The sequence below is a fragment of the Psychrobacter sp. H8-1 genome (assembly GCF_904846575.1).
GTDB classification, from domain to species: domain Bacteria; phylum Pseudomonadota; class Gammaproteobacteria; order Pseudomonadales; family Moraxellaceae; genus Psychrobacter; species Psychrobacter fulvigenes.
This window is the reverse complement of record NZ_CAJHBG010000001.1, coordinates 725032-750356: the sequence shown is the minus strand read 5'-3', so window position 1 is coordinate 750356 and position 25325 is coordinate 725032. Positions and strand designations below refer to the sequence as shown.

General features: G+C 42.5%; 17 protein-coding genes and 3 tRNA genes. 7 read left to right on the top strand and 13 right to left on the bottom strand.

Annotation, left to right across the window (positions count from 1 at the left end):
* Positions 1–41: 41 nt before the first annotated feature.
* Positions 42–767 carry a UMP kinase gene (pyrH, locus tag JMY01_RS03270; protein ID WP_201574205.1) on the bottom strand — a complete coding sequence of 242 codons (726 nt, stop codon included), beginning with the start codon at positions 765–767 and terminating at the stop codon, positions 42–44.
* Between the two features lie 236 nt (positions 768–1003).
* Positions 1004–2587 carry a 30S ribosomal protein S12 methylthiotransferase RimO gene (gene rimO / locus JMY01_RS03265; protein ID WP_201574204.1) on the bottom strand — a complete coding sequence of 528 codons (1584 nt, stop codon included), beginning with the start codon at positions 2585–2587 and terminating at the stop codon, positions 1004–1006.
* Between the two features lie 139 nt (positions 2588–2726).
* Between rimO and JMY01_RS03260 the strand changes: the two genes are divergently transcribed.
* The 3 genes from JMY01_RS03260 (at position 2727) to JMY01_RS03250 (ending at position 6199) form a co-directional block, all read left to right on the top strand.
* Positions 2727–4133: a nitrogen regulation protein NR(II) gene (locus tag JMY01_RS03260; RefSeq protein ID WP_201574203.1), complete on the top strand. Its 1407-nt coding sequence runs from the start codon at positions 2727–2729 to the stop codon at positions 4131–4133.
* Positions 4134–4189: 56 nt separating this feature from the next.
* Positions 4190–5884, top strand: coding sequence for a sigma 54-interacting transcriptional regulator (locus JMY01_RS03255; RefSeq protein WP_201574202.1), 1695 nt, complete (start codon positions 4190–4192; stop codon positions 5882–5884).
* Positions 5885–6114: 230 nt separating this feature from the next.
* Positions 6115–6199 (top strand) — tRNA-Leu (locus JMY01_RS03250).
* Between the two features lie 147 nt (positions 6200–6346).
* Here the strand turns inward: JMY01_RS03250 and JMY01_RS03245 are convergent.
* The 9 genes from JMY01_RS03245 to msrB all read right to left on the bottom strand — a co-directional run bounded on the left by JMY01_RS03245 (position 6347) and on the right by msrB (position 16096).
* Entirely contained in the window at positions 6347–7135 is a 789-nt protein-coding gene (locus tag JMY01_RS03245) for a hypothetical protein (protein ID WP_374220340.1), read from the bottom strand.
* A 283-nt stretch (positions 7136–7418) separates the two neighbouring features.
* On the bottom strand, positions 7419–9944 hold the full coding sequence (locus JMY01_RS03240; RefSeq protein ID WP_201574201.1) for a DUF3141 domain-containing protein: 2526 nt from the start codon (positions 9942–9944) through the stop codon (positions 7419–7421).
* Between the two features lie 214 nt (positions 9945–10158).
* On the bottom strand, positions 10159–12321 hold the full coding sequence (phaC, locus tag JMY01_RS03235) for a class I poly(R)-hydroxyalkanoic acid synthase (protein ID WP_201574200.1): 2163 nt from the start codon (positions 12319–12321) through the stop codon (positions 10159–10161).
* A 203-nt stretch (positions 12322–12524) separates the two neighbouring features.
* A complete protein-coding gene (locus JMY01_RS03230; RefSeq protein WP_201574199.1) occupies positions 12525–13241 on the bottom strand; it encodes a phasin family protein in 717 nt (238 codons plus the stop codon).
* Positions 13242–13370: 129 nt separating this feature from the next.
* Positions 13371–14132: an acetoacetyl-CoA reductase gene (phbB, locus tag JMY01_RS03225; RefSeq protein ID WP_201574198.1), complete on the bottom strand. Its 762-nt coding sequence runs from the start codon at positions 14130–14132 to the stop codon at positions 13371–13373.
* Positions 14133–14584: 452 nt separating this feature from the next.
* Positions 14585–14661, bottom strand: a tRNA-Asp gene (locus tag JMY01_RS03220).
* Between the two features lie 56 nt (positions 14662–14717).
* Positions 14718–14793 (bottom strand) — tRNA-Val (locus JMY01_RS03215).
* A gap of 304 nt (positions 14794–15097) precedes the next feature.
* The gene (locus JMY01_RS03210; RefSeq protein ID WP_201574197.1) at positions 15098–15586 is read right to left on the bottom strand and encodes a glutathione peroxidase; all 489 of its coding nucleotides are present in this window, start codon (positions 15584–15586) and stop codon (positions 15098–15100) included.
* Positions 15587–15670: 84 nt separating this feature from the next.
* The gene (gene msrB / locus JMY01_RS03205) at positions 15671–16096 is read right to left on the bottom strand and encodes a peptide-methionine (R)-S-oxide reductase MsrB (protein ID WP_201574196.1); all 426 of its coding nucleotides are present in this window, start codon (positions 16094–16096) and stop codon (positions 15671–15673) included.
* A 283-nt stretch (positions 16097–16379) separates the two neighbouring features.
* On the opposite strand from msrB, the gene JMY01_RS03200 reads away from it, so the two are divergent.
* Positions 16380–18014 carry an aminotransferase class I/II-fold pyridoxal phosphate-dependent enzyme gene (locus JMY01_RS03200; protein ID WP_201574195.1) on the top strand — a complete coding sequence of 545 codons (1635 nt, stop codon included), beginning with the start codon at positions 16380–16382 and terminating at the stop codon, positions 18012–18014.
* A gap of 235 nt (positions 18015–18249) precedes the next feature.
* On the opposite strand, the gene JMY01_RS03195 is transcribed toward JMY01_RS03200, so the two are convergent.
* Together JMY01_RS03195 and JMY01_RS03190 are read right to left on the bottom strand one after the other, a co-directional pair.
* Positions 18250–19857 carry an inorganic phosphate transporter gene (locus JMY01_RS03195; protein WP_201574194.1) on the bottom strand — a complete coding sequence of 536 codons (1608 nt, stop codon included), beginning with the start codon at positions 19855–19857 and terminating at the stop codon, positions 18250–18252.
* A 742-nt stretch (positions 19858–20599) separates the two neighbouring features.
* A complete protein-coding gene (locus tag JMY01_RS03190) occupies positions 20600–22252 on the bottom strand; it encodes an ATPase (RefSeq protein ID WP_201574193.1) in 1653 nt (550 codons plus the stop codon).
* Positions 22253–22577: 325 nt separating this feature from the next.
* Between JMY01_RS03190 and JMY01_RS03185 the strand changes: the two genes are divergently transcribed.
* The 3 genes from JMY01_RS03185 (at position 22578) to JMY01_RS03175 (ending at position 25282) form a co-directional block, all read left to right on the top strand.
* Positions 22578–23291 (top strand): hypothetical protein, encoded by a 714-nt coding sequence (locus JMY01_RS03185; protein WP_201574192.1) that lies wholly within the window; start codon positions 22578–22580, stop codon positions 23289–23291.
* Positions 23292–23397: 106 nt separating this feature from the next.
* Complete coding sequence (ubiE, locus tag JMY01_RS03180) at positions 23398–24453, top strand: bifunctional demethylmenaquinone methyltransferase/2-methoxy-6-polyprenyl-1,4-benzoquinol methylase UbiE (protein WP_227677641.1); 1056 nt, start codon at positions 23398–23400, stop codon at positions 24451–24453.
* Between the two features lie 109 nt (positions 24454–24562).
* Entirely contained in the window at positions 24563–25282 is a 720-nt protein-coding gene (locus JMY01_RS03175; protein ID WP_201574191.1) for an SCP2 domain-containing protein, read from the top strand.
* Positions 25283–25325: the final 43 nt, after the last annotated feature.

Genomic DNA, 25325 nt, shown 5'->3' with positions numbered 1-25325 from the left:
CTATGATTGCTACTCATCAGCTTGCAAGCCAACATGTTCCGTTAATGGTAAACGCGCGTTCCTTCATTTTCGCCCATCACGACATTTAATAAAGCGTTGGGCTTCGTCATATCAAATACTTGCAAGGGTACGTTATGCTCACGACATAGCGCAATGGCCGTCAAGTCCATGACGCCAAGCTTTTGCTCAAGTACTTCATCAAAGGTCAAACCGTCATATTTTACAGCATCACTATGTAAACTTGGATCTTTATCATAAACGCCATCCACTTTAGTCGCTTTAAGGATAAGACCCGCTTCAATCTCAATGCCGCGCAAACAAGCCGCGGTATCGGTTGTAAAGAACGGATTGCCCGTACCGGCGACAAAGATGCAAACCTCGCCATTTTTGAGGTAACGAATCGCATTTCGGCTGCTATAACTTTCGGTTACTTCACCGATCGGCAATGCTGACATCAGACGCGTTTTGATATTGCGGCGCTCCAGAGCATCACGCATGGCAAGGCCATTCATAACCGTCGCTAGCATACCCATTTGATCGCCAGTGACACGGCCAACCAAGCCTTCTTTTTGTAGCTGTGCACCGCGATATAAATTACCACCGCCGACGACGATACCAACCTGAACCCCAAGACCACGCAAGTGCGCGATTGACAAACTCATCTTGTCGAGCACTTCTGTATCGATACCCATATCCTTGCCACCTGCCAAGGCCTCGCCAGAAAGTTTGAGCAAAATACGGGAGAAACGAGGGTTTTTATCAGACATGATGGCACCTTTTTTATCGTTAAATGACGGTTATAATCAATAGGATCGGAGCACAGATGAAAACATGCAGTCCAAAATAAACAAGTAGGTCGTGTTCGATAATTCGACCATGACCAAATTGCGCTAATTGTAGCAAAAACTGCCCACTATTGGGCAATTTTCATCAGTAATGAATGATGAGTTTTCATCTGCTCGTTTATTGACTAACGATATCTGACTGTTTTTTTTGCGTTTGATTAACCATGATAGCTGGCAAACAAATCATACTCACTAGCATCGTCGATAGTCACAGTTAAGAATTCCCCGACCTTTACTTTAGCAGTGATATCGTCAACATAGACATGACCATCAATCTCTGGTGCATCAGCATAGCTACGGCAAATAGCGATATTTTCGTCATAATCAATTTCATCAACCAAGACGGTTAACGTTTTGCCGATTTTCTCTTGCAGTTTTTGTGCTGAGATGTCTTGTTGTAACGTCATCAAACGCTCATAACGCGCCTGCTTAACGTCTTCAGGTACATGATTTGGCAACTCATTGGCAACCGCACCTTCCACTTCTGAATAAGTAAATGCGCCAACGTGATCAAGGCGAGCTTCGACCAACCAATCAAGCAAACACTGAAAATCTTCTTCTGTCTCACCAGGGAAGCCGACAACGAAGGTCGAGCGAATGACAATATCAGGGCAAATCTCACGCCAGGCTTTAATACGTGCTAAGGTGTTTTCGCTATGCGCTGGACGCTTCATCGCTTTTAGGATGCGATGGCTGGCATGTTGAAAGGGGATGTCGAGATAAGGCAGGAGTTTCTTTTCGCCCATGAGTTCAACGACCTTATCCACGTGTGGATACGGATACACATAATGTAGACGCACCCAAATACCCAAGTCGTTCAATGCTTGGCATAAGTCATAAAACTTTGACTTCAATGGCATGCCATTCCAAAAGCTGGTCTTATACTTGAGATCTAGCCCATAAGCAGAGGTATCTTGCGAGATGATCAGTAGCTCTTTCACGCCAGCGTTCTTAAGCGCCATAGCTTCATTCATCACATTATCAATCGGACGTGAGACCAGATCACCGCGCAAACTTGGAATAATGCAGAAAGTACAACGATGATTGCACCCTTCTGATATTTTTAGATACGCATAATGACTTGGGGTCAACTTGATACCCGCCTCATTAATCAAATCTATTTTTGGGTCGTAGTTTGCATCTAGGCTACGATTTGGCTTAGGGACATGTTGTGCAACCGCCGTAATCACTTCATCATAAGCATGCGCGCCCGTCACTGCTAGCACTGCTGGGTGCATTTCACGAATTTTATCCGCCTCTTTGCCCAAACAGCCCGTCACAATCACTTTACCATTTTTACTAATGGCCTCACCGATTGCGTCTAGTGACTCTTGCACCGCTGATTCAATAAAGCCGCAAGTGTTGACCACGACCAAGTCCGCACCATTATAGTCGCTGGCTACTTGATAACCATCACGGCTTAGCTCAGTGATAATGCGCTCACTATCGACAAGTGCTTTTGGACAACCTAGCGACACAAATCCAATCTTGGGTGCTGCGTCTACTGGCGCATTAGCTGATACCACATGGCTACTTTGCTCAATGCTACGGTTTTGATTGTGGTTGGCTTTATGGTGGCTGTTGTTCATAGAATTGGGTTGAACACTGCCCATTGAGCTTTGAGCAGATGTTACTGCTGGCTTGGCAGGATCAAAAACTGAGACAGTACTTTTTGCTTCAGTAGATGTTGGCAATGAAGTGGTAATAGTCGTGTTAACTGACTCGGTAGAAGTTTTGGGCATGGCTGACCTTGCTAGAGAAAAATTGGCTGTGCGCATTGTACGTTTTTTTTGTGATAATCACCAGTTTTGCCGCGCTATAGTGTTGATTTATGGTTAAATATTCACTTAAACGCAATTTGCGACTAGGCTTCTTATACTTATGACCTCTCCTACAACCCGTCACAGCACACCAGACTTAGCTTTCATCTCGCAACATTTGTATACCGCCATCCTATGGGTCGATAATGATCTTAGGGTTACATGGCTCAATGCTCAAGCCGAACAGCTATTAGCAATCAGTCGTGAGCGGCTATTAGGTCAGTCAGTACTCACCTTACTTGCTCCTGAAGAATTGAGCAATGGTTTAACTGGCAGATTAAATAATAAAGAAAGTACTGCGTTAAAAACTGACTATTCAGAAAGTGCTGCTGTACATAACGAAATGAATAGTAGCTTAAAAAATGATAAAGAAAAAACGCCTCCAAACTGCCCTCTCACCGAGCGTTTCAGTCAGGCTCAGAAATTCCAGCAACCTTTTATCGACCATGATCATAGTATAAAGCGACACCCAAGCAGCGGTGCAGCAGTGTCAATCGACTATAGCGTAACGCCTGTTACTTATCAGCAGCAGGCTTATTTTATTATTGAGATGTGGGGTAAAGACCGTCAAAGCCGTATCTCAGAAGAACAACGGCAACAGCAGCAATATGAGGTCGCCCGTCATATGCTGCGTTCGGTCGCCCATGAGGTAAAAAACCCATTAGCAGGTATTCGCGGAGCCGCGCAATTATTACAAAGGCAATTTATCAAATTTAGTGACATCTTTACTCTTAGCAACCATAATCCAGTCCTTACTAATATTACCGAACCAACTAGTGATAAAACCCTGATAAAAACCGCTGAAAAGCTGCGTAGCTACACCGATATTATCATCTCAGAGACCGACCGCTTGACCCAGCTCGTTGGCCAACTTCTTGGTTCCAACCAACTGCCAAATTGGCAAGCGGTCAATATTCATGAGCCACTAGAGCATGTTTTATCTTTAGTAGCTCATCAATATCCGAAAGTCACTTTAATACGAGATTACGATTTATCTTTACCTGAGCTGGATGCGGATAAAGATCAGTTGATCCAAATATTTTTAAATTTGGTGAACAATGCTTGTGAAGCGATGACTGACTATCAACAAACGCTCAAAACAACAAACACTACCGCTCAAGCAATAAATGCACAGCCAGACAGCCATTATAAGCCGCACTTGCACATTCAAACGCGCGTTGCCTTTCAGCATACCATCGGCAGTCAGCAGCATAGACAAGCACTACAAGTCACCATCACCGATAATGGCCCAGGGATTGATCCTGCACTCATTGGACAAATATTTTTCCCAATGGTCACCAGCCGTGCCTCAGGCACAGGACTAGGGTTGTCTATCGTTCAAGATATCATCAGCCGCCATCATGGTATGATTGAGGTCAGCTCCATTCAACTTGAAAACTCTAGTCAGAATAGGCAAACGCACTTTACGCTGTATTTGCCTTTTAGACAGCCAGCGCTTAACACGTAAAAATCACAGCTAAACAAAAAAAACGATCTGAAACACTTGCTCATTAGGCCTGATATATGACTGAATATAACGAAAACCCTGCGACTTTATGGCTAATTGATGACGATGCGGCATTGCGCTTAGTGCTAGCCGACACCTTTGAAGATGCTGGTTTTACTGTAATTAGCTTTACCCAAGCACAGGCAGCTTGGACGCAGCTCAATGATGTCTTACAGCACGAATCAGCGACGCAGCTGCCTGATGTGATATTGACTGACATCCGTATGCCGATGATGGATGGCTTATCCTTTAGTGAATGGGTGCAGAAGCACTTCCCTCAGCTGCCTATCGTCATCATGACAGCCCACTCAGACCTCAGCTCTGCCATCAATAGTTATCAGACAGGGGCATTTGAATATCTACCCAAACCCTTTGATCTAGATGATGCGGTTGCGACGATTTATAAGGCCATCAATTATCAGCCGGACTTACAAACAAGTGACAAGCAAGCCGAAACCGATGTCCAAGCTCAGGCAGAGAAAGATCGCAAGCTGAATCCAAAAGCAAAACCAACCAATAGCTCTGACCATGCGATTGAAGATAAGAATTCAATAAAAGATAAAACGACTAAGAGTACTAACAATAACCCCAACGGCATTATTGGACAGTCGCAGGCCATGCAAACGGTCTTCCGAGCAATTGGAAGATTGGCACACTCTCCTATCACTGTTCTCATTACTGGTGAATCTGGAACTGGCAAAGAGCTGGTCGCCAGTGCCTTACATCAGCACTCACCAAGGCAGCAAGAGCCCTTTATCGCACTCAATATGGCGGCCATTCCACATGATTTGATTGAATCTGAGCTATTCGGGCACGAAAAAGGCGCTTTTACAGGCGCTACTACGCGCAGGCAAGGCCGCTTTGAGCAAGCAGACGGCGGTACGCTATTTTTAGATGAAATCGGTGACATGCCCTTTAGTACGCAGACCCGCCTGCTACGAGTACTGGCAAATGGCGAGTTTTATCGAGTTGGTGGTCAACAGCCCATCAAGGTTGATGTGCGCATCATCGCTGCCACCCATCAAAACCTAGAGCATCTCGTACAGCAAGGAAAGTTCCGCGAAGATTTATTTTATCGTCTCAACGTTATTCGTCTGCCTTTACCACCGCTACGCGCTCGCCGTGAGGACATTCCCGCACTTAGCATTCACTTTATGCAGCGCGCCGCTGAGCAAATGAACACCGCACCCAAACAGCTACATCCTGAAGCGCTACGTCTCATGCAAACCTTTGACTGGCGAGGCAACGTGCGCCAACTCGAAAACGTCTGCTTATGGCTGACGGTCATGGCAACGGGAGATACGGTCTTGATTGAAGACTTGCCACCTGAGCTATTGGCTAATACCCATCATTCTTTACAGCAACTTTCTGACCAACAATTACCTTTACAGCAGCAATCAGATCAGCCTTATGATGACTCTTATCATCATGACCTAATGCAGCCGTTAGAGTCTATCTCCTACTCGGTTGCTGCATTAACGTGGCAAGAAGCGCTGGCTATCTGGGCGACAGAATCGCTACAAGCAGGCGCAATCGATATCTTACAAACAGCGACACCTGAGTTTGAACGCGTACTACTCAATGCAGCACTGACTCACAGTGGCGGTAAAAAGATTGCCGCAGCCAATCTATTAGGCTGGGGACGCAACACCTTAACCCGTAAATTACAGCAACTAAATATTGACTTATCAAACAAACAATCAGATAAGTAAGTAAGAGCTTTATTTGATATGAAAAAACTATTTTAAAAATCGCTTAAATATCATACACTTATGCAGAATAATGTAAAAATTAACGATTAACTTGAAATTAAATGCAAAAAGGGCTTGCCAAACTCCTGAAACTCTATATAATAGCCAACCACTGAGACGCACTACCGAATCAGTTATTTATCTTGATGGTGTTTGAATTTAAACACTTTTGATGATAGAGTAACGAAAATGGGGATGTGGCGGAATTGGTAGACGCACCAGATTTAGGTTCTGGCGCCGAAAGGTGTGAGAGTTCGAGTCTCTCCATCCCCACCATTTTCGGATAGTTCATCTTAGACCAAATATTAAAACCCACTAGTTAGTGGGTTTTTTATTGCCTAAAATTTGAGTGGTTTGTTATCGTTGATTCACTTTAAAACGGATATAGTGCTAAAACTCTAGTTAGTCTTACTTTACTCAGTATTAAAGGCTGTCTAACACTTGGACTGGAAACGTAACCACATCAAAGGCTAATGCAAACGGTAATAAGACCAGCTTCTCGGCACCGCTTCTACCACTACGAGAGACCTCTTTCTGCGTTGACTCGCTATAAAAACTTACAGTATAAGGTTTTGTCAGCGCTTTATATTTGGCTTGTATCAAGTTCAAATTACTAACCTGTGGGTAGATGGCACCTTTGATCGGAACACTAAAACAGAACCGCTGAGCGTTGATGCGCTGATCACTAGCCGTGGTACATTCTTTACCGCCGTTTTGTAAAAAGAACTGATAATCAGACCGCTCAAACTCATCTTTGAGTTTTGCATAAGACAACTTCATCTCACCTTGAAAATATCCGTCATTTTTTGGCGAGTAAAAGCTCATCTCGTTATCGACCTGAATATTCTTTGGTGTCAGATTGGTGAGTAAACTCACCATCTCTGTCCCGCCCTGAGTCAGTACATAACTGTTTTTTTCACCCACAATGACCATCGTACTGTTTGGCATATTGGCTATCGGCTGTGCTGGACGACCAAAGGCAACAATTTGATCTTCAGACAGAATTTGCTTTACTGTCTTTGAGCTGACCTGTCTGTCACTACTCTCTAACAATGAGCTGGTCGCACAGCCTGAAACGGCTATCATCGCAGCCATTGAAGCACCAACGCCAACGACAAATGGCTTTGATATGAGAGACTTGGTACTTTTTACCTCACCACTCTCATTGCGTGCTTTATTATTATCAGCAACATTATTGCTACCTCTTATCATAATCAACTTTCCTTGTATACAGTATTTAATTAGCTCACTAGTTACTCGTCCACCTACAAGAGCATATTAGAGTAAGCAGAGATTGTTTCACTCATTACTACCATCTAATAATTATCATGTCATTTATGATGATAGCGTAATTAATATAAAAATCATACAGCCGCTTATCTTTGGCAAAATCATCAGACATAAAAAAACCTCAAGTAAATCAATACTTGAGGCGAAAGTTAGTTAAGTAATAAAACATATTTAGCGATGGTTTGCTTGTTTTATACAAAGACTTTTATTTGATGTCAGCATCCGTTAGACCTAATGCATCATCGATACGGTTTTTGATAGACAAGATTGCAGGATCTTGCTCTACTAGCTTGTCACCGACCACATAGCGAACCAATTTAAGCGCTTCGATACGTTTGTCCTTGGTTGTTAATAGTTTACTTAAGGACTGTATAGAGTCATCTTCCGCAAAACGCACGATAATCGTCTGAGTATGTATCATAGATGCCAAATCAGCTTTTAATATATTGGCAAACGGCTCTCGCTGAGTAAGCACTTCCGTTAATCGCATCAGCTGATCACGATCTATATTGTTATCAGCAACAATATTACCTAAGATCAGCATCCGTACTACCGCTTCATTAAAACCGCCTTTGGTGATTTTGGCTAATGCCTCATCTACTGTTGGCAAATCCTGCAACTCGTCTTTATCTAAAAGACGACGCGAGCCTACGGCTTTACCATACTGACGGAACCACGGCATTGACCATATACTAAAGAACAGGCTCTCAGTATATCGACCATGCCAATCTCGCCAAAAATCAAGTGTCATTCTCGTACTGTCCATAAACATCTTTTCTATCTGCAAGAAAAGATTGTCCTGCTGAAGAGATTCAATGGCTGGTAGTCTCACTCTGCCATAAAAATCAGATGGATCGTACGATTCTTTATTGGTTTGTACAGGAACGAAACTTTCACTTTGGTTTTTTTCGATATTACCCGTGATCATTTGGTTCAATTGACTGGCCGCAACTGCTAATGGGTTTTTGCTACTCCATATACTTCTCTGGAGCCTCAGCGGATGCATGGTGCGCAGAAACTGAGCAGAAGTCTCATTACTCATGGCTTTAACCAATGGACGCAAATTATGCTCATAAGCTTGCGTCTGAGACATAGAGTAGCGATGTACCGCCTTAAATGCCTCCTCATCCGTACGATTTGCCCCTATCGCTTCACTCAAATCTTCGAAGGTTCGACGCTTTAAGTCAACCGTAAAGGTTTTTTCTTTGCCAGACCCTTCATAGTTGTCAATTTCCATCTCATACAAACCAGGTGGTAAAACTTCAATCATATCCATGATTGAGGCAATACCTGTATGCTCATTATTAGCAATTTTTGAGCTGACAAAGATGCCCAAATGACCTACTTGTTCATGAATCATATAGATGATGCGTTGACCGCACACTTCTACATCTTTTTCATCACTATAGGCATCCAAAATCCAAGACAATGCCTGTTGCGGTGGGGTAATATCATCACCATGTGAGGCAAAAGCTATAATCGGCGCTTTGATATGACGCAAGTCAATATTCACGCCTTTTTCTAGCTGGGCAGTATTTCGAGCAATACGATTACCAATGAAGATGTTTTCTACAATCCACTGAATCTCTTGCTCATTCATTAAGAAAAAGCCACCCCACCAGCGCTCAAAATCAAGAAAACGCTGACGGTTGGCCTGTGGGTTTTTGTACAAGTCGTAATATTTACCCACATAGTTCCGATAAGGAGTCATCTGTTCAAAATTATGAACAAGCGCTGCCCCATCAAACACCCCATTGTTCATATCAGCACTAAGCATGGATAACCACGTACCGCCATTGACCCCTGCTTTATAACGCATTGGGTTAACGCCAACCTCTCCACTCCACGCAGATACAGGCGCACCGTTTAGGATAATAGGGCCCTTTATGTCTGCATTAGTTGCGGCCAATATAAGCGCAGCCCAGCCACCCTGACAGTTACCAATGATGACAGGCGCATCTGAATCTGGATGTCTTTTTGCTACTTCACGAGCGAACTTCCCTTCCGCATATGTAACGTCAGCAATGGTCTGTGTCGGCTCTGGCAGACGCTTAAACGCTACAAAGTACACAGGGTGACCCTGATTGAGTGCAACACCGACCTGACTTTCATGTTTAAAGCCACCGATACCAGCACCATGCCCCGCTCTAGGATCGATAATGATATAAGGACGCTTACTATCGTTAGTGATGATCCCTGCAGGTGGAACGATTCTCAGCAATACATAGTTACAAGGGCGTTCAAATTCGCTCGCATCCATGATTACGTCATAGTCATAATCTAACACTGGTGGGCAACCAGCACTTTCATGTTCAAGAAAGACATCGCCGCGCTCTCTGAGTACATCGACTGTTTGCAACAGGCGCTTACTACTATCTGTGCTATAACTCAGCCACTCTTTCCATAATCTGTCAGGTGTATAGGCTTTTTTAAAGCTATCAGTAATGTCCTTAGTGTTTTGACTCAGCGTTTGCACATTTTCTTGTATTTGCTGATGGTTTTGCTGTTGATGTCTTGAAGTGACATCCAATATCAAACTACTACTCTCTGCTTTGTAGCGATTGCGCAGAGAGTATTCGTCGATAGTACTTTCACTCTTGTAAAATTGATGCTTTAGCATATCTTGAAGATTTGGTATCGAACCTGTGACTCTATGACGTGGGTTTTTGCGGCTTAACCAAACTTCGGCTTTGTCTGAATGCTCAATATTTTCTTCGATGATATCTGACATAGGTTTTTCCAGTTTTGATTTGAGAGTGGTACTTCATATTAAGTATATATTGGTTTCAATCTTGAGATTTAATACTAAATATTAATACAAACGTTTAGATATTGAAAATGGTTTAGATATTGAAAATGGTTTAGATATTGAAAATTGTAGTGATAGGTCAAAAAGGGGCTATTTACCGCCCCTTTTTAATAGTAAATAAAATGAATAATGCGCGCTAAGTACTAGCCGCATTTAGAGCTTCATCGGCTCTAACCTTCACATACTCTCCAGGCGCGTCACTCAGTACTTGCCAGTCTTTACCCTTATGATCGATACCAGGTTGTCTACTATCTACCTTACCTGCGCTATGTTTTTTGATCCATTCTCTCCAATGTAGCCACCAGCTCTTATCATGCTTTTGGGCATTGGCATACCATTCATCAGGGTCTGCGACATAATCTTCATTGGTATAAAAACCGTATTTACCTGTAGGTGGGTTAATGATACCAGCAATGTGCCCTGATTCACCAAGCACAAAAGTCACGTCACCGCCCAGCACTTGCGTTGACGGATAACTTCCCTTCCACTTAGCGATATGATCTTGCAAGGTTGCTATAACATAGACTGGGGTCTTCACTTTTGATAAATCAATCTTAATACCATCAAACTCAAGCTCACCTTTTTGGATCAGCTTATTACCTTGATACAGCTCACGTAATATAAAGCGATGTGAGGCGGCAGTTACGTTGGTAGCATCAGAGTTCCAATACAAGAGATCAAAAGGCATAGGGCGCTCACCTTTTAGATAGTTTTGGATATAGTAGTTCCAATAGAGGCTATTTTCACGTAGCAAACTAAAAGCCAAGCCCATCATACGCCCATCGAGAACCCCTTGTTTATCTTCTACTTCCTCAAGGGTATTGATCATACGCTCATCGATAAACACTCCAATCTCGCCTGGATCGCTAAAGTCAAATAACGTTGCCCAAAAGGTAGCACTAGCGATACGATCAGCTTGATCATTTTCGTTTAACCAAGATAGGGTCAGTGCCAGTAGATCACCACCGATACAATAACCGATGGTATTGGCATCAGGCTCACCAGTAATCTCTTTGACAACGTCCAAAGCAGTCAATAAGCCTTCGTGCATATAGGTTTCCATACCCACATCCTTATAGGCAGGAGTAGGATTGACCCATGACATAATAAACACACTATGCCCTTCCTCTAGTGCCCAGCGTATATAAGAGTTTTTTTCCTTAAGATCCATGATATAAAACTTATTAATCCATGGCGGCACGATCAATAAAGGACGCTTATTCACTTTGTCTGTGGTCGGGGTATATTGAATCAGCTCAAATATGCGATTGCGGAATACCACTTTGCCAGGTGTGGTGGCGATATTCTCTCCAAGCTCAAAAGCATCATTATCCGTCATACTGATGCTAAGCATCTGTGAGCTATTTTCCATATCTTCAGTCAGCTGCTTGAGACCTCTGACTAGGTTTTGTCCCTTAGACTCCATGGTCAAGCGCAGCAATTCAGGGTTGCTCCATAGGAAGTTACTTGGTGCAATGGCATTTAGAAGCTGACGAGTAAAAAAGGACAGACGTTGGCGGGTTTTCTCATCCACACCTTCAGTATCATCAATGGTTTGCATGATATTGTTGACGGTCAAAAGGTAGCTTTGTTTTAGGTAATCAAACATAGGGTTGTTTGACCAATCTTCATCGGTAAAGCGTCTATCACCTCTTTCTGGCGTGATCACAGGATCTGTTTGATTGCCTGAAGCTTTCATTAATGCTTGTTGATACAATTCAAACTGTTGCTTCCATAGCTTTGCTTGCTGCTCAGCTAGCACTGTAGGACTTTCTTCTGTCACACCAGTGGTAAAATGTTGCCAACCATCTATTAGATTCAGCATCACTGATTGACTGATCTCATTACTTTGATCTTGACCAACTCGCTTCAAGCTTTCCATCAAAAATCTTTGAGTCATTTGAGTAAAATCAGCCATAGGGTTGCCACTACTTTCCTGAGTGTCATCTTGCTGATGTAACTCTTGTGTAGACACACTTTGAGTACTATTCGGCGCCATCATATTACTAAAACGATCAACTGATTCTTGCCACAGTTTCATGTTTTCTGCAAATGGGTTTGAAGCTTGGCTAGACTTGTTGGCTTGATTAAATAAAGATTTGTTTACCTGATTGACTTGATTCAACTGATCCAAATAGTATTGGCCGAAGCTACTAAAGTCAAAAACACTATTAGTGTTGTCTTGGATATTGTCTTGATTATCTGCTTCGCTTGATGATTTATTGGTTTGCTGATCATCCTTGTCAGAGCGCTTATTATCCATATTGGTATCCATAGTTATATCTGATTTGTCATTCATATTTGGTCTATACAAAGTATAAGCACATTAATAATGCTAACACAATAAAAAAGGTGGGAAAGAACGCTCTAACCCACCCCTTAGGTATCATGTAAGTCTATTAACTACCCAGTTTTTCAACTACATAGTATCTACCAATTGAGTATCAACAAGATTATTTACAAACAGTCAGTCTTATTGATAATCACTTTAGTCATAGCTACTTACTTAGTCGTCGTTTTTGCAGTACTACTAGTACCAGTCTTGGTATTTGTAGCAGGTTTTGCAGCTTGCTGAGTAGACTTTGCAGCTTGCTGAGTCGCTTGTTGGGTATTCTTCGTAGCTTGCTCAGCGGCCTTAGTCGCTGCTGCAGTTGCTTGCTCTGCAGCGTTTTTGGCTGCTGCAGTTGCTTGCTCTGCGGCTTTTTTAGCTGCTGCAGTCGCTTGCTCTGCAGCCTTAGTGGCTTGTTCAGCGGCTTTCGTAACTTGCTCAGTCGCTTTTTCAGCCATTTTATTCATATTTTCAGTATATTCTTGAGTTTTTTTCTTGGCTTGATCAGTGGCTTTTTGCATATTAGCTTGTACTTGTTCATTGGTCTCACCATGAACTTCACTCAAAACCTTCATGACTTCTTCTTGCATGTTATTGCCAAGTTCTGTCATACGCTTAGCATCTGCTAGCATTTGCTGGCTAATAACATTAAGCATTTCAGCTTGCTTGCTATTGAATTCTTTCGCTGATTCTGGTGAGTCAATTCCAGCAACTTGACGCATGTTTTCTAGACCCATCTCTGAGTAAGACTTAATAGTATTAAGTGAAAACTCAGTCATAGTTTCAGCATTTTTCAAGAATGCTTGATTAAGCTTTGTCCAAGGTTCAAACATTTTTTGCGTGTTTTCATTGAACTGATTGATAAAATCCTGAGGATTCGATTGTGACATAAATTGCTCCGTATGCGGATGATTGGTGTGTAGGGGATTGAGATGACATTATAATGCCATTCAAATCATAATGTTACTTAGTAATGTAACAAATATAACTTAATTAATGCTGAGTTCAAATTATTCAAACTAAGACATGTACTGACCACCGTTGACTGATATGGTTTCTCCTGTGACAAATATGGCTTCGTCACTGATAAGATACATACAAGCAGCGGCAATTTCGTTTGCACTTGCCAAACGATTCATTGGAATGGTTTCTTTGATTTTATCCATAATATGCTCAGGTACTGTCTCTACCATAGGGGTGTGAGTGTAACCAGGAGCAACTACGTTAGCGGTTATAGATGAAGGCGCACCTTCATAGGCTAGAGCTTTAGTAAACCCGATGATTCCTGCTTTGGCAGCAGAGTAATTGGTCTGACCATATTGACCACGCAGACCATTAATAGAGCTGATATTGACGATACGCCCTGTTTTTTGTTGCAGCATTTTTGAAAATACAGGGTGAACGATTGTATAAAGAGAAGTTAAGTTGGTATCAATTACCTGTTTCCACTGCGTGTAGCTCATCTTTTTAAAGCTACTATCACGAGTGATACCGGCACTGTTTATCAAGGCATAAACGTTGTCATACTTATCTAATGTTTTTTGAATAGCGGCCATAGCTGTTTCGTGATCGCTTAGATCTACAGCAAGAAACTCAAAGTTATTTTGATCGAATCCGTTATCATCGCACCATTTTTTAGTACGCTCTGGATCGTCATTACTCAACGTTGCAATAACGTGATAGCCCTTCGCCACCAACTCATCACAAATAGCCGTACCGATTCCACCAAGTGCGCCAGTTACCATAGCGACTTTCTTATCTGATGTATTTGATTGTGACATAGATAATCCTCTAATTAATTTATAAATCCATTTGTCCTTCTATTATTACATTTTTTTCATGACGAAAGTATACTAAATTGGTAACAAATTAAGAGGTTTTTACCATATAAGTCGATTATTAGAAATATAACGAACAAAAGATTGGTTCCCATGCAGTAAACTAACACTTGGGTGACACAATGCTTTATTGTAAAAAATACGCTTGGTAAATAAATCGCTGAGAAAATTAGATTAAAGGCTAGATTTTAATCAAATTCCAATTTATTAAATCGTAGTAGTAAATAATTATTGATAAACTCAAGTAGCAATTCGAACAGCTTTTATGCTGGGCAGGCACTTATCAGTAACAGAAGGGCTTAAATAGAAATTAATAGACACAAAAAAAACCCCAAACAATCTAATGTTTGAGGCGAAACTTGCTTAAACTCGAGAGTCTAAATTCGTTTTAAATATGGCGCAGCGGACGGGACTCGAACCCGCGACCCCCGGCGTGACAGGCCGGTATTCTAACCAACTGAACTACCGCTGCTTAGGTCGTCTTTAGCGTTTTGCTCTTTATAACCAGAGCCCACTTCGCTAAATGAGTGGTGGGTGATGACGGATTCGAACCGCCGACATTCTGCGTGTAAGGCAGACGCTCTACCAACTGAGCTAATCACCCTGAGAAGCGTTAAAAAATTGCACTGCAATTTTAGCTTCGCAAGAGAATTTTCCTTAAAGGGAAAATTCTAAAAGCTTTGATATTCAAAGCTGTCACCCTTTGAAAAGCTCTTAACAGAAGATAGCTAACTAAAGCCTCGCTCTGTGGGTGTGTATTATATACATTTACACATGGCTGTCAAATGGTATTTTGCCTTTTTAGGCTTATTTTTTACTTTATTACTCATTATCTCGACAAGCATTTGTTTTTATTGACTTTATATTTTACGTACTATTACAGCTATAATGCTATTTAACAACTCAAGCTACTTGATAGCTAATAATGCGCGCTCAATGTCGGATGCCATAGACTCTGGTTTAGTCGTTGGCGCATAGCGTTCAAGTACGTGCCCATCGTCACCCACTAAAAACTTAGTAAAGTTCCATTTGATACCATCAGTAAGTACACCGCCCTTCTGCTCTTTTAGCCAATCAAAGATAGGATGGGCGTCTTTACCATTGACGTCTACTTTAGCCATCATTGGAAAGCTCACACCATAGTTCTTTTGACAAAAATTACCAATCTCCTCATTACTACCAGGATCTTGGTTACCAAACTGGTTGCAAGGAAAGCCAATGACCACAAGCCCTCGATCTTTGTATTGTTGATACAAAGTCTCCAAACCTGCAAACTGCGGCGTAAAACCACATTTACTAGCTGTGTTGACTATCAACAATACTTTGCCTTGATAATCAGTAAAGTCTTGCTGCGTACCATCCATACGCTCTGCTGTAAAATCATAAATACTGCTCATCGGCTTTCCTTATCTTATTGTATAGAGCCCACCATAACTCTGACAGCTACTTTTAATAGCTACTTATTTTATTTCAATAGCTACTTACTTAGCCGTCTTATCCAAATCGATAGCAACTGAGTTGATACAGTAGCGCATACCAGTAGTCTCGCGTGGACCATCAGGGAAGACATGTCCTAAATGCGCATCGCAGTTACTACAGGTCACTTCAGTACGGCGCATGCCTAGCGAGTCATCAACATGCTCATCAATGGCGCTGTTATCTATGCTCTGATCAAAACTTGGCCAACCGCAGCCCGCATCAAACTTGCTTGCCGAGTCAAATAACTTTGCACCGCAGCCTTTGCAGCGATAAACACCGTCATCATTAATATCATTATAAACGCCCGTAAAAGGACGTTCTGTGCCCTTCTCTCGCATGACGCGATACTCATCGGCACTGAGACGCTCTTTCCAGTCAGCTTCGGTTAATTGTGCAACTTCTTCGGCACTCAACTGATTGTCTTGCATGGTTTATCCTTTATAAGTTTATTGTGTAGATAAGATATGGGAATACTCGCTAAAGATGCAAGAGTGAGTGATTCATCTTTACCAAACTTACACGTGAAAACAGGTCCTATGATTTCGATAAGAAGATTAAGAATAGCATTGCAAGCATATCTTGCAATAAATCATAAATAGCACTTGCAGCTTAGTTATGAATGCAATAAAATCTTGCATTAAGTACTTAATATTATTTTCTGATATTTTCAACACTGTCTATAGCATAGAAAAACAAAAGGCCTAAATGGTTATGATTGATAATAAAGACAAGTTGGCACAAGCTGAACGCTTGGTACAGCTGCGTCGCGATAAAGGCATGACTGCTGAGCAACTGGCACAGGCCATGACCCAAGCTGGCGCTAAGGTCAGTCGCGGCGCTATCTCTAATTGGGAGCGCGGTACTAATGGTATCGTTTCCTCAAAGCTGCCAACGCTTGCACGCATCTTGGGATGCAGTGAAGGTTATTTACTGCGTGGCGACATTATAAATGATGATAGCCATAAGACAGTAAACGCTTCCACAGACAAACAAACTCTGACCACCGACCACAACCAAGACTCAAAAAACAAAACGACTATGGGTAGCAATACTATGGCTTCACTAAAAAAATCCACCAAATTACAAAACGTCTGCTATGACATTCGTGGCCCTTTACTAAAAGCGGCGACCCAAATGGAAGCAGAGGGTCAACGTATCATCAAGCTAAATGTCGGTAACCCTGCTCCCTTTGGTCTGGATGCGCCACATGAAATCTTGCGCGATGTATCAATGAACCTATCTGAGGCAACTGGCTATTCAGACTCACAAGGTGTTTTTTCAGCGCGCAAAGCTGTATTGCAATATTATCAGTCAAAAGGCTTGCTCTCTGCTGTAGACGTACGTGATGTGTATTTGGGCAATGGGGTTTCTGAGCTGATTGTCATGACCATGCAAGCGCTGATGGACGATGGTGATGAGGTTCTGATTCCAATGCCAGACTATCCTCTGTGGACAGCAGCAGCGAACTTGGCCGGTGGTACAGCGGTGCACTATCGCTGTAATGAAGAAGACAACTGGCACCCTGATATCGAAGACATCAAATCCAAGATTACCAGCAAGACCAAAGGCATTGTGGTTATCAATCCCAACAACCCAACAGGCGCACTATACTCAAACGACATCCTTAAGCAGATCATCGAAGTCGCTAAAGAGCATGACTTAGTTCTAATGGCAGATGAGATCTATGATCGCGTGCTGTATGATGAGGCGGTGCATACACCAATGAGCACCTTAACTGATGAGGTCTTGGTTTTAACTTACAATGGTCTATCCAAGTCCCATCGAATCGCCGGATTCCGTGCTGGCTGGCTCATGGTATCGGGTAAGAAACAACATGCTGCAGATTTCATCGAAGGCTTAGACATGCTCGCTTCTATGCGCCTGTGCGCCAACGTCCCTGCGCAGTATGCCATTCAAACGGCTATGGGTGGCTACCAAAGTATGCAAGCGCTCACTGCGGAATCTGGACGTCTATACAAGCAGCGTGAAATGGCAGTTTCTCGTCTGAATGCTATCCCTGGTATCTCATGTACCCTGCCCCAAGGCGCGTTTTATTGTTTTCCAAAAATAGATCTTGAGGTTTACCCCATCGAAGATGATATGCAGTTTATGATGGATCTTTTAATCGATGAAAAAGTACTGATGGTGCAGGGATCGGGCTTTAATTGGGACGCCCCTGATCACTTCCGCGTGGTATTTTTACCCAACCTTCATGATTTAGAAGATGCGATGGATCGCTTGGATCGTTTCTTTGCAAAAAAACGCCAACAGTTTGGCACAGATGACATTGTAAACACCTCATCTAAAAACACTCTATCTGCAGACGTCAACGCTTTAGAGGCCTAATACCAAACCCAAAAGTGCGATTAACTTTGTCAAAATTGCTAATCCTACTAGAAGTAGTACTTGCACAAGTTTTTCGTGCTACTCTAATTTTTGGAAATGGTATAATTGCTAATCAACTTGGCTTTAGACAAAAATAGACAAGAAAAACGCTTATCGGCATCAAGTCGATAAGCGTTTTTTTAGCAGTCGCTTAAATAACAATAATCTTGAAATCTAAAACCTCAATTTTAGTGTTCTAGAATATTTTTGTTAAAACAAAGAAGCTTAATGCTGACATACTCGCTGCCGCAGGCAATGTAATCACCCATGCCAGACCAATAGGTTTCATCAATTTCCAGTTAGTATTTCTATTGACGATACCAATACCCAGTACCGCTCCTACTAGAGTATGCGTGCTCGATACAGGTAACCCCATCGTTGATGCGCCCATAACGACAGCCGCAGCCGCAAGCTCAGCTGAGAAACCAGACGCTGGATGCATCTTTGCCAAGTTAGTACCAACGGTTTGAATGACCTCCTTACCAATGAACCAAAGACCGACGATGAGCGCCACACCAAACGTTAGCATGACTGCTGGAGGCACCGCTGCTTCTGAAGATATTTGATTGGTACGAATGACATCCATAATCGCTGCAAAAGGGCCTACTGCGTTAGCAATGTCGTTTGAACCATGACTAAAAGCAAAAGCGGATGCCGTAAATACCTGCATCCAACTGAACAGGATAAAGGTGGCTTTGGTCAGATCTTCTTTGTGTTTACCACGAATACTTTTGGTATAGATAAAGGTAGCCAGCCACACTAAGGCACCAACCATCCCCATGAATAAAAAACCATGTAAGGTTGTAAAGTTATCATTGACGTTTTTCAGGCCTTTGAAAACGACCAATGACGTCATGACCACACCGCCCATAGCGGCAATGATAGGGACCCACTGTTTAATCGCTTTTAGAGTATCTAGATTGCTACGCTCCCGATCAATGGTGTACAGGTTTTTGTAGTAGTCAGTTTCTAAGTCTTCAAGCTTACAGTCATCATCTTTATAAATATCCTGATCACGTAGCATGGCAGATGTATAGGATAGCTGCTCTGATTCTGATAGCGCCTCAAAAAATACTTTATGCTCTTCTTTTACAGTCTTTTTATTGGCTTTTAGTACGACAATCTTTGCTTCTGCTTTATCATTATAATTGATGATATTCTTTTTGATTTGTCCGTAGAGTATGAACGAGAGTATGCCGCCTAGTAATGGTGATAGTACCCAAGAAATGGCAATCTTGCCCACAGTGCCCCAGTCTACTGTTGATAGTGCCATTTCGGTACCACCTAAAGTGATGCCTAATACAATAGAGCTGCCTACCACACCGCCAATAATAGAGTGGGTGGTAGAGACAGGCAGTCCCTTACGTGTGGCAAACAGTAGCCAAAATGCTGCGGCTATCAAAGCAGAAAGCATCACATAGATAAACTGATTGGGCGTCACAGCTAAGCCGTCCAAATCAACGATACCACTACGGATAGTATCTGTGACCTCGCCACCAGCGAGCACTGCACCTGATACCTCAAATATTGCAGCCACACCAAGTGCCTGCGGAATAGTCAGCGTTCCTGCACCTACCGAGGTGCCAAAAGAGTTAGCAACATCATTGCCGCCGATGTTGAATGCCATAAAGACACCAAAGGCTGTGGCAACGATAAATAGAGTGGTCTGCTGACGCATGGTGTAGTCAAGACCCCACCATAAAAAATAAGCTGTCATTACAATCAGTAAAGTGGCAAAAAATAGATTGATTCTCATAGTGCCAACTTTCTTGGTCGGCTCTTTAGAACTGCTAATAATACCCATAGATTGATACGCCCTGCGTAAGCTGGTTAAAGATATTTAAGATTGATAAGGTTGCGGTGTTACTAGGTATAGCTAGCCAATGATATGGCAGCGCACACGCAACGTAATTTTTTGAATATATATGCAAATATTATTTGCATATAGTCTGAAAGCACTAAGAAATTATTAAGTCTTCACTTATCCTGATGTCGTTATCAGTATGAATGCACTGCAAAAACGACATTCATTAACATACTATTAAGCCGCAAGTGAGAGCGCTAAATCATTTGATTAAAGCATCTTGCGGCCTAAATATTTGATTCTAATAGTCTAATGGTGATTATACTGCTCAAAACAGCTGTGACCAAGTAACGAAACAATGCAATACTGAAACTGCGCCCTTACTTTATGGCCTATCTGACTGCGCTTACTCATGCCCATATTGCAAGTGCTAAGCTGACCTTTACAACCACTCGCCCATTATATTAAATAATTGAGGATAATGCATGATGATACTGCGAGATTTGTAACTGCAAAGATAAGTTTCAGCAGCAAGCAAGAACAACATTATCAAGATTTTAAGTTTGTTAAATAAATAGAGAGCTTATTTAGGTAATAAGCTCTCTATTTAATATCCGCCTATTATGGTTATTCATAGCGGATTGTCAAAGACAAACTGTGTTATCTGACAATATTTGCGCGATTTATATTCAGCAGTACATCCCATATCACAAATAATACTCAGCATGACTGTGTATAGTCATCATAAGTACTTTTTTAACTGCTCGATAGCATGATCCAGCACTGCCAAACGCGCACTGCGCTTATCGTTAGTAGCGATGACACACCAAGGTGCCGATTCTGTATCAGTATGCGCCAACATATCTGCCGCCGCTTGTACATAGTCTGACCACTTATCACGGTTGCGCCAATCATCATCAGTTAATTTAAATTGCTTATGTGGCGTCTCTTGTCTTTCTTCAAAGCGCTCTAGTTGCTCTTTTTTATCAATAGCAAGCCAATACTTAATCACCACCGTCCCTGCTGTTGTTAATTCTGACTCAAAACGATTGATTTCATCATAAGCACGTTGCCATTCAGCTTCAGATATCAATTGCTCAATACGCTCAACCAAAACCCTGCCATACCAAGTACGGTCAAAGATGGCGATGCGACTCATACGATCTTCTCTTTCATTCGGTAATCGCGTCCAAAATCGCCACAGATACGGATGCTGCAGCTCATATAGCATTGGCGCACCAATATTATAAACTTGGTACTCACGTGGATCGAGAGGCGCTACCAGTCTTTTAATAGCGCCACCCTTGCCAGCAGCGTCCATACCTTCAAAGGCAAACACCACATGACGACCCTGACGTGCGCGCAGCAGCTCTGCTAGCTTGGCTTGTTTTTTGGCCAGCTGTGCACGGTAATCCGACTTATCCATATCAGGGTCATCGATATCTATGAGTTCATAAGGTATTTTTACTGACTTGAACCCTTGCTTGCCATCGTTGTTTTTTTCGTTATCGTCCTCTTTATCGATGTTATTAGCCATATCAGAGTGATCGTTTGCAGAAGCCCTACTACTGACCAGTGCTTTTTGCATGGCTTGTAGTACTTGGTGACCAAAGTTGGTCGCCGCTTGCGTCTTGTCACTGCCATCTATGATGACCCAATCACCTTGCTGCCGCAATAACTCCGTTGCCACCTGATTGAACTGCGCCAATGTTTCAGTATCACTCCAATCAATTTGGTATAAATAGTCAGGATCATCTTCTTCATCTTTTAAACGTGCCTGCAAGACATCCGCATCAACGTGGAACCAACATTTAAGCACTTTAGTCTGATTGGCCGCGAGATCTTGCTCAAACACTTTTAGCTCTGTTAATTGCTGCTGCAAATAATCTTGCCATTTACCAGTCGGTAATTGACGCGTGGATTTTGCTTTACCATTTTTTTTACGCTTATCTTTTTTCTCACTCGTCGCCAATTGCATGACATTGTAGAGCAAGTCTGCATACCAGTTGCCAAAATACACCATCACATCCCCATGACGCGGCATGGCTTTGGTATGTACTTGCCAAATAGGTTGATACGCAAGCGGTGGGTGACCAACTGTCGCCTCAACCTTTAGTAGTCGCGGATCAACCCATTGCCTTAATTGCTTGACCGCCGTGCCCTTGCCTGCCTGCTCCATACCATTAACGAGTACCAATAGTCCTGTTGGCTTGTTGATGGTCGACGGCTCTTGCTGACGTGTCGCGCGTAAAGCATATTGAGCCGTCACTAACGCCAATCTAAGCTCGTCCTTATCCAAAGAAAACTGACTCAACAAGTTAGGTGTCAAACGCTCACTGACGACTTGCTCATCAAATTGCGCGCTTACGGTCTGTAATGTCTTATTTTTAGGCATACTTTGACTCCGTTTTATTTTTATAAAAAGTTTAGGGTCTGTTGACCATTCAAATGTGGTACTGGCGGTGTGTAACCGTTTGCTATTTGTATTTTGCTTTATTTTCTTTTAAGGTGGCGTACTATAATAGCACTGAAGCATAGATTCGTTTTACTAGATATAGATTACTATCGATGATACGCTTAACTCTTAGGCTCGATAGTAGTGAAACAACTTTGAGTTTGTAAGTTTATACTAACTGTAAAGCCATAATAAATTAAGCTCTATTATTTTATTGTGCTCTGCCTAAAACACCCCCACCTTTATCTATTTAGGATTATCCGTCATGTCTGCATTATCTGAACTACAACAACACTTAGCGCGCTATTGGGCGCTGCCTTCTCATGAAAACGCTGAATTAAAGGCCAAGCTTGATGAAGTACAGGCATGGCAACGCGCTCGTATTCAACAGACCCATAAAGATGTTTTTGAACAGAAAAAAAACAAGCCAATGGCGAACTACTTTCTCACTCAACTGTATGGTGGTGATGAGTTTAAATTATTAGCTGAACAGTTAGAACGTATCCTACCCAAAGCCAAAAGGCTTGAGAGCCTAACTAAAGAGTCAGTATTACAGACGGGCAGCATGGCCATTCAAGCAGCTATCTTAGCAATTGAATTAGACATGCATCTGGCGCAGTGGTTTATCGATCAAAAGTTAGAAATAAACGAAGAAAACATGCTTGCCGCCTATCGTGCTGTCGATGAGGCAGATGCACGCCGCACGCAAATCAACAACCTAAAAGACGTCTGCTATCGTACAGACAAATACCTTAACTCATTTATATTACGTAAAGTATTTTCGCTGACTAAAGGTACTGCTTACCGTCATAACTTCCAGCCTTTATATGACTTCATTGATGCCGGCTTTGTGGCAATGAAACCTCTTGATAGTGTCGCAAGCTTCATCGAACCTTTCTGTGAGCGTGAACTCATGATTATAGATCAAGTCCACAGTACGGATAATGACGGTAATAAATCAGCGTTTGATGTATCATAGAGCTCATCATAAGCATTGCTCTAAGCACTCATAGTTACGTAGTGATATCTGCTCACTCGTAACAGCAGGCTTAGATAATCATAAAAGCAAGTAACAGGATACCTCTATGACCGACAACTCAAACACTGATGTAGCACCTAACAAAGCAGCTGCAAACCAGCATCTACAAGACAAGCTGGTTGAAGACAGTATTACTAACAATCAAAAAATCACTGCAAATGTAAAAGCAAGTCATAACGCTGAGTTTACCCAAGTGCAGGACTTGCCAACAGGAACTCCTCAAGGTCAACAAACGACTATGTCAAATAACAACGCCAACGCAAGTATCATGTCAGCATCAGATAAAGCACAAACATTGAAACAAACAGCCTTCAATCAGCGTGATGATATCAACAATCCTCACACCCTTGAGACCGATGGCGCAGAAGAAACCCATTTCGGCTATAAGACGGTCAAAAAAGTTGAAAAACAAGCCCGCGTGGCAGACGTTTTTACTTCAGTTGCTAAGAAGTATGACATCATGAACGACTTGATGTCTTTTGGTATTCACCGCCTATGGAAGCGTTTTGCCATTAGCCTGTCAGGCGTACGCGCTGGTCAGCATGTGCTTGATATTGCTGGCGGTACGGGTGATTTAGCCAAAGTATTTAGCCGTGAAGTGGGTCGTAATGGTCATGTAGTCTTGTCAGATATCAACGCCGCTATGTTAGAAGTTGGCCGTGAGCGTTTGATTAACGCGGGCTGCAACAACGTTGACTTTGTCCTAGCCAATGCCGAAACGCTTGCCCCCTTCGAAGATGAAAGCTTTGATCTGGTGACGATTAGCTTTGGCTTACGTAACGTCACTGATAAAGATGCGGCTCTACGCTCAATGTATCGTGTGCTAAAGCCAGGCGGTCGCTTGCTAATCCTTGAATTCTCAAAACCTATCTTTGAGCCGTTATCCAAAGCTTATGACTTGTATTCATTTACTGCCCTACCGCTTATGGGCAAGCTTGTTGCCAACGATGCAGAGAGCTATCAATATCTGGCTGAGTCGATTCGCATGCATCCTGATCAGCAAACCTTGAAGCAAATGATGGAGCAAGCAGGCTTTGAAAACTGTGACTATCACAATTTAACGGCTGGTATCGTTGCTGTGCATCGCGGCTTTAAAGCTTAACTGGCTTTGCTTAATTAGTTGTTCTTAGTTATGAGCTTGAAAATCGAACAATCAAGCTCGCAACGCAGACTCGTTATAAGAATAACCCCTTTAAAAAAGTGAGAGTATTATGCTAACTGTATTACTTTTGGCCAGTGCCGAAAAGCTGATTAATATGGCTATTGCTAGTGATGAGATTACGAGAGCTGGATTGAAACCGCTTGCTGGTAAAGTACTGCGGTTTAATATGGTGATGCCTGAAGTACACTTAGATGTTTTATTCAATGATGAGCATCTGCGTTTTGAGCCTCTCACTGCCAATACTGTATTTGAGCCGCGCGGACAAGGCTTTCGAGGGCATAGTGATGAACGCCAACAAGCAGATATAGACATGGCGCGTATTGGTCACAGTACTCCAGACTGCACCATCAGTGTCGAAAACCCTGCTCAGCTACTCAATCTGATGCGCGGTGCTGAAGGCAACCTGCCCATTACGGGCGACTATAAAGTGCTGATGCAGCTTAAGCAATTGGTTGCAGGGTTTGATCCTGATATTGCTGGTCAGCTTGAGCCTTTCATTGGCAAACCAACGGCAAGCCAGTTACAGCTACTGATATCGCAGCTAAAAGGCAGCTTTCGCCATACTGCCAAGCGCGCTTTTGATGATGTGAGCGATTGGGCCAACGATATTGCTGGCAATAGCGAGCCTGATCCTGCGGAAAAAGCAGAAGCAGATAGTCTTAAGCAGCAAATTCTTAAGTTGCGTGCTGATGTCGAGCGCGAAGAGGCACGGCTGGCTGCGATTAAAGCTGAACAAGCGCGTTTGCTGCATATGCAAAACCAGCAATAGTCAGTCGATAAGCGTTCCATCTATTTCCATCTTTTTGTAGAGT

Excerpts from the sequence above, each read along its gene's own strand:
- pyrH (WP_201574205.1), bottom strand. The coding sequence starts at position 767 with ATGTCTGATAAAAACCCTCGTTTCTCCCGTATTTTGCTCAAACTTTCT.
- rimO (WP_201574204.1), bottom strand. The coding sequence starts at position 2,587 with ATGCCCAAAACTTCTACCGAGTCAGTTAACACGACTATTACCACTTCA.
- JMY01_RS03260 (WP_201574203.1), top strand. The coding sequence starts at position 2,727 with ATGACCTCTCCTACAACCCGTCACAGCACACCAGACTTAGCTTTCATC.
- JMY01_RS03255 (WP_201574202.1), top strand. The coding sequence starts at position 4,190 with ATGACTGAATATAACGAAAACCCTGCGACTTTATGGCTAATTGATGAC.
- JMY01_RS03245 (WP_374220340.1), bottom strand. The coding sequence starts at position 7,135 with ATGATAAGAGGTAGCAATAATGTTGCTGATAATAATAAAGCACGCAAT.
- JMY01_RS03240 (WP_201574201.1), bottom strand. The coding sequence starts at position 9,944 with ATGTCAGATATCATCGAAGAAAATATTGAGCATTCAGACAAAGCCGAA.
- phaC (WP_201574200.1), bottom strand. The coding sequence starts at position 12,321 with ATGAATGACAAATCAGATATAACTATGGATACCAATATGGATAATAAG.
- JMY01_RS03230 (WP_201574199.1), bottom strand. The coding sequence starts at position 13,241 with ATGTCACAATCGAATCCTCAGGATTTTATCAATCAGTTCAATGAAAAC.
- phbB (WP_201574198.1), bottom strand. The coding sequence starts at position 14,132 with ATGTCACAATCAAATACATCAGATAAGAAAGTCGCTATGGTAACTGGC.
- JMY01_RS03210 (WP_201574197.1), bottom strand. The coding sequence starts at position 15,586 with ATGAGCAGTATTTATGATTTTACAGCAGAGCGTATGGATGGTACGCAG.
- msrB (WP_201574196.1), bottom strand. The coding sequence starts at position 16,096 with ATGCAAGACAATCAGTTGAGTGCCGAAGAAGTTGCACAATTAACCGAA.
- JMY01_RS03200 (WP_201574195.1), top strand. The coding sequence starts at position 16,380 with ATGATTGATAATAAAGACAAGTTGGCACAAGCTGAACGCTTGGTACAG.
- JMY01_RS03195 (WP_201574194.1), bottom strand. The coding sequence starts at position 19,857 with ATGGGTATTATTAGCAGTTCTAAAGAGCCGACCAAGAAAGTTGGCACT.
- JMY01_RS03190 (WP_201574193.1), bottom strand. The coding sequence starts at position 22,252 with ATGCCTAAAAATAAGACATTACAGACCGTAAGCGCGCAATTTGATGAG.
- JMY01_RS03185 (WP_201574192.1), top strand. The coding sequence starts at position 22,578 with ATGTCTGCATTATCTGAACTACAACAACACTTAGCGCGCTATTGGGCG.
- ubiE (WP_227677641.1), top strand. The coding sequence starts at position 23,398 with ATGACCGACAACTCAAACACTGATGTAGCACCTAACAAAGCAGCTGCA.
- JMY01_RS03175 (WP_201574191.1), top strand. The coding sequence starts at position 24,563 with ATGCTAACTGTATTACTTTTGGCCAGTGCCGAAAAGCTGATTAATATG.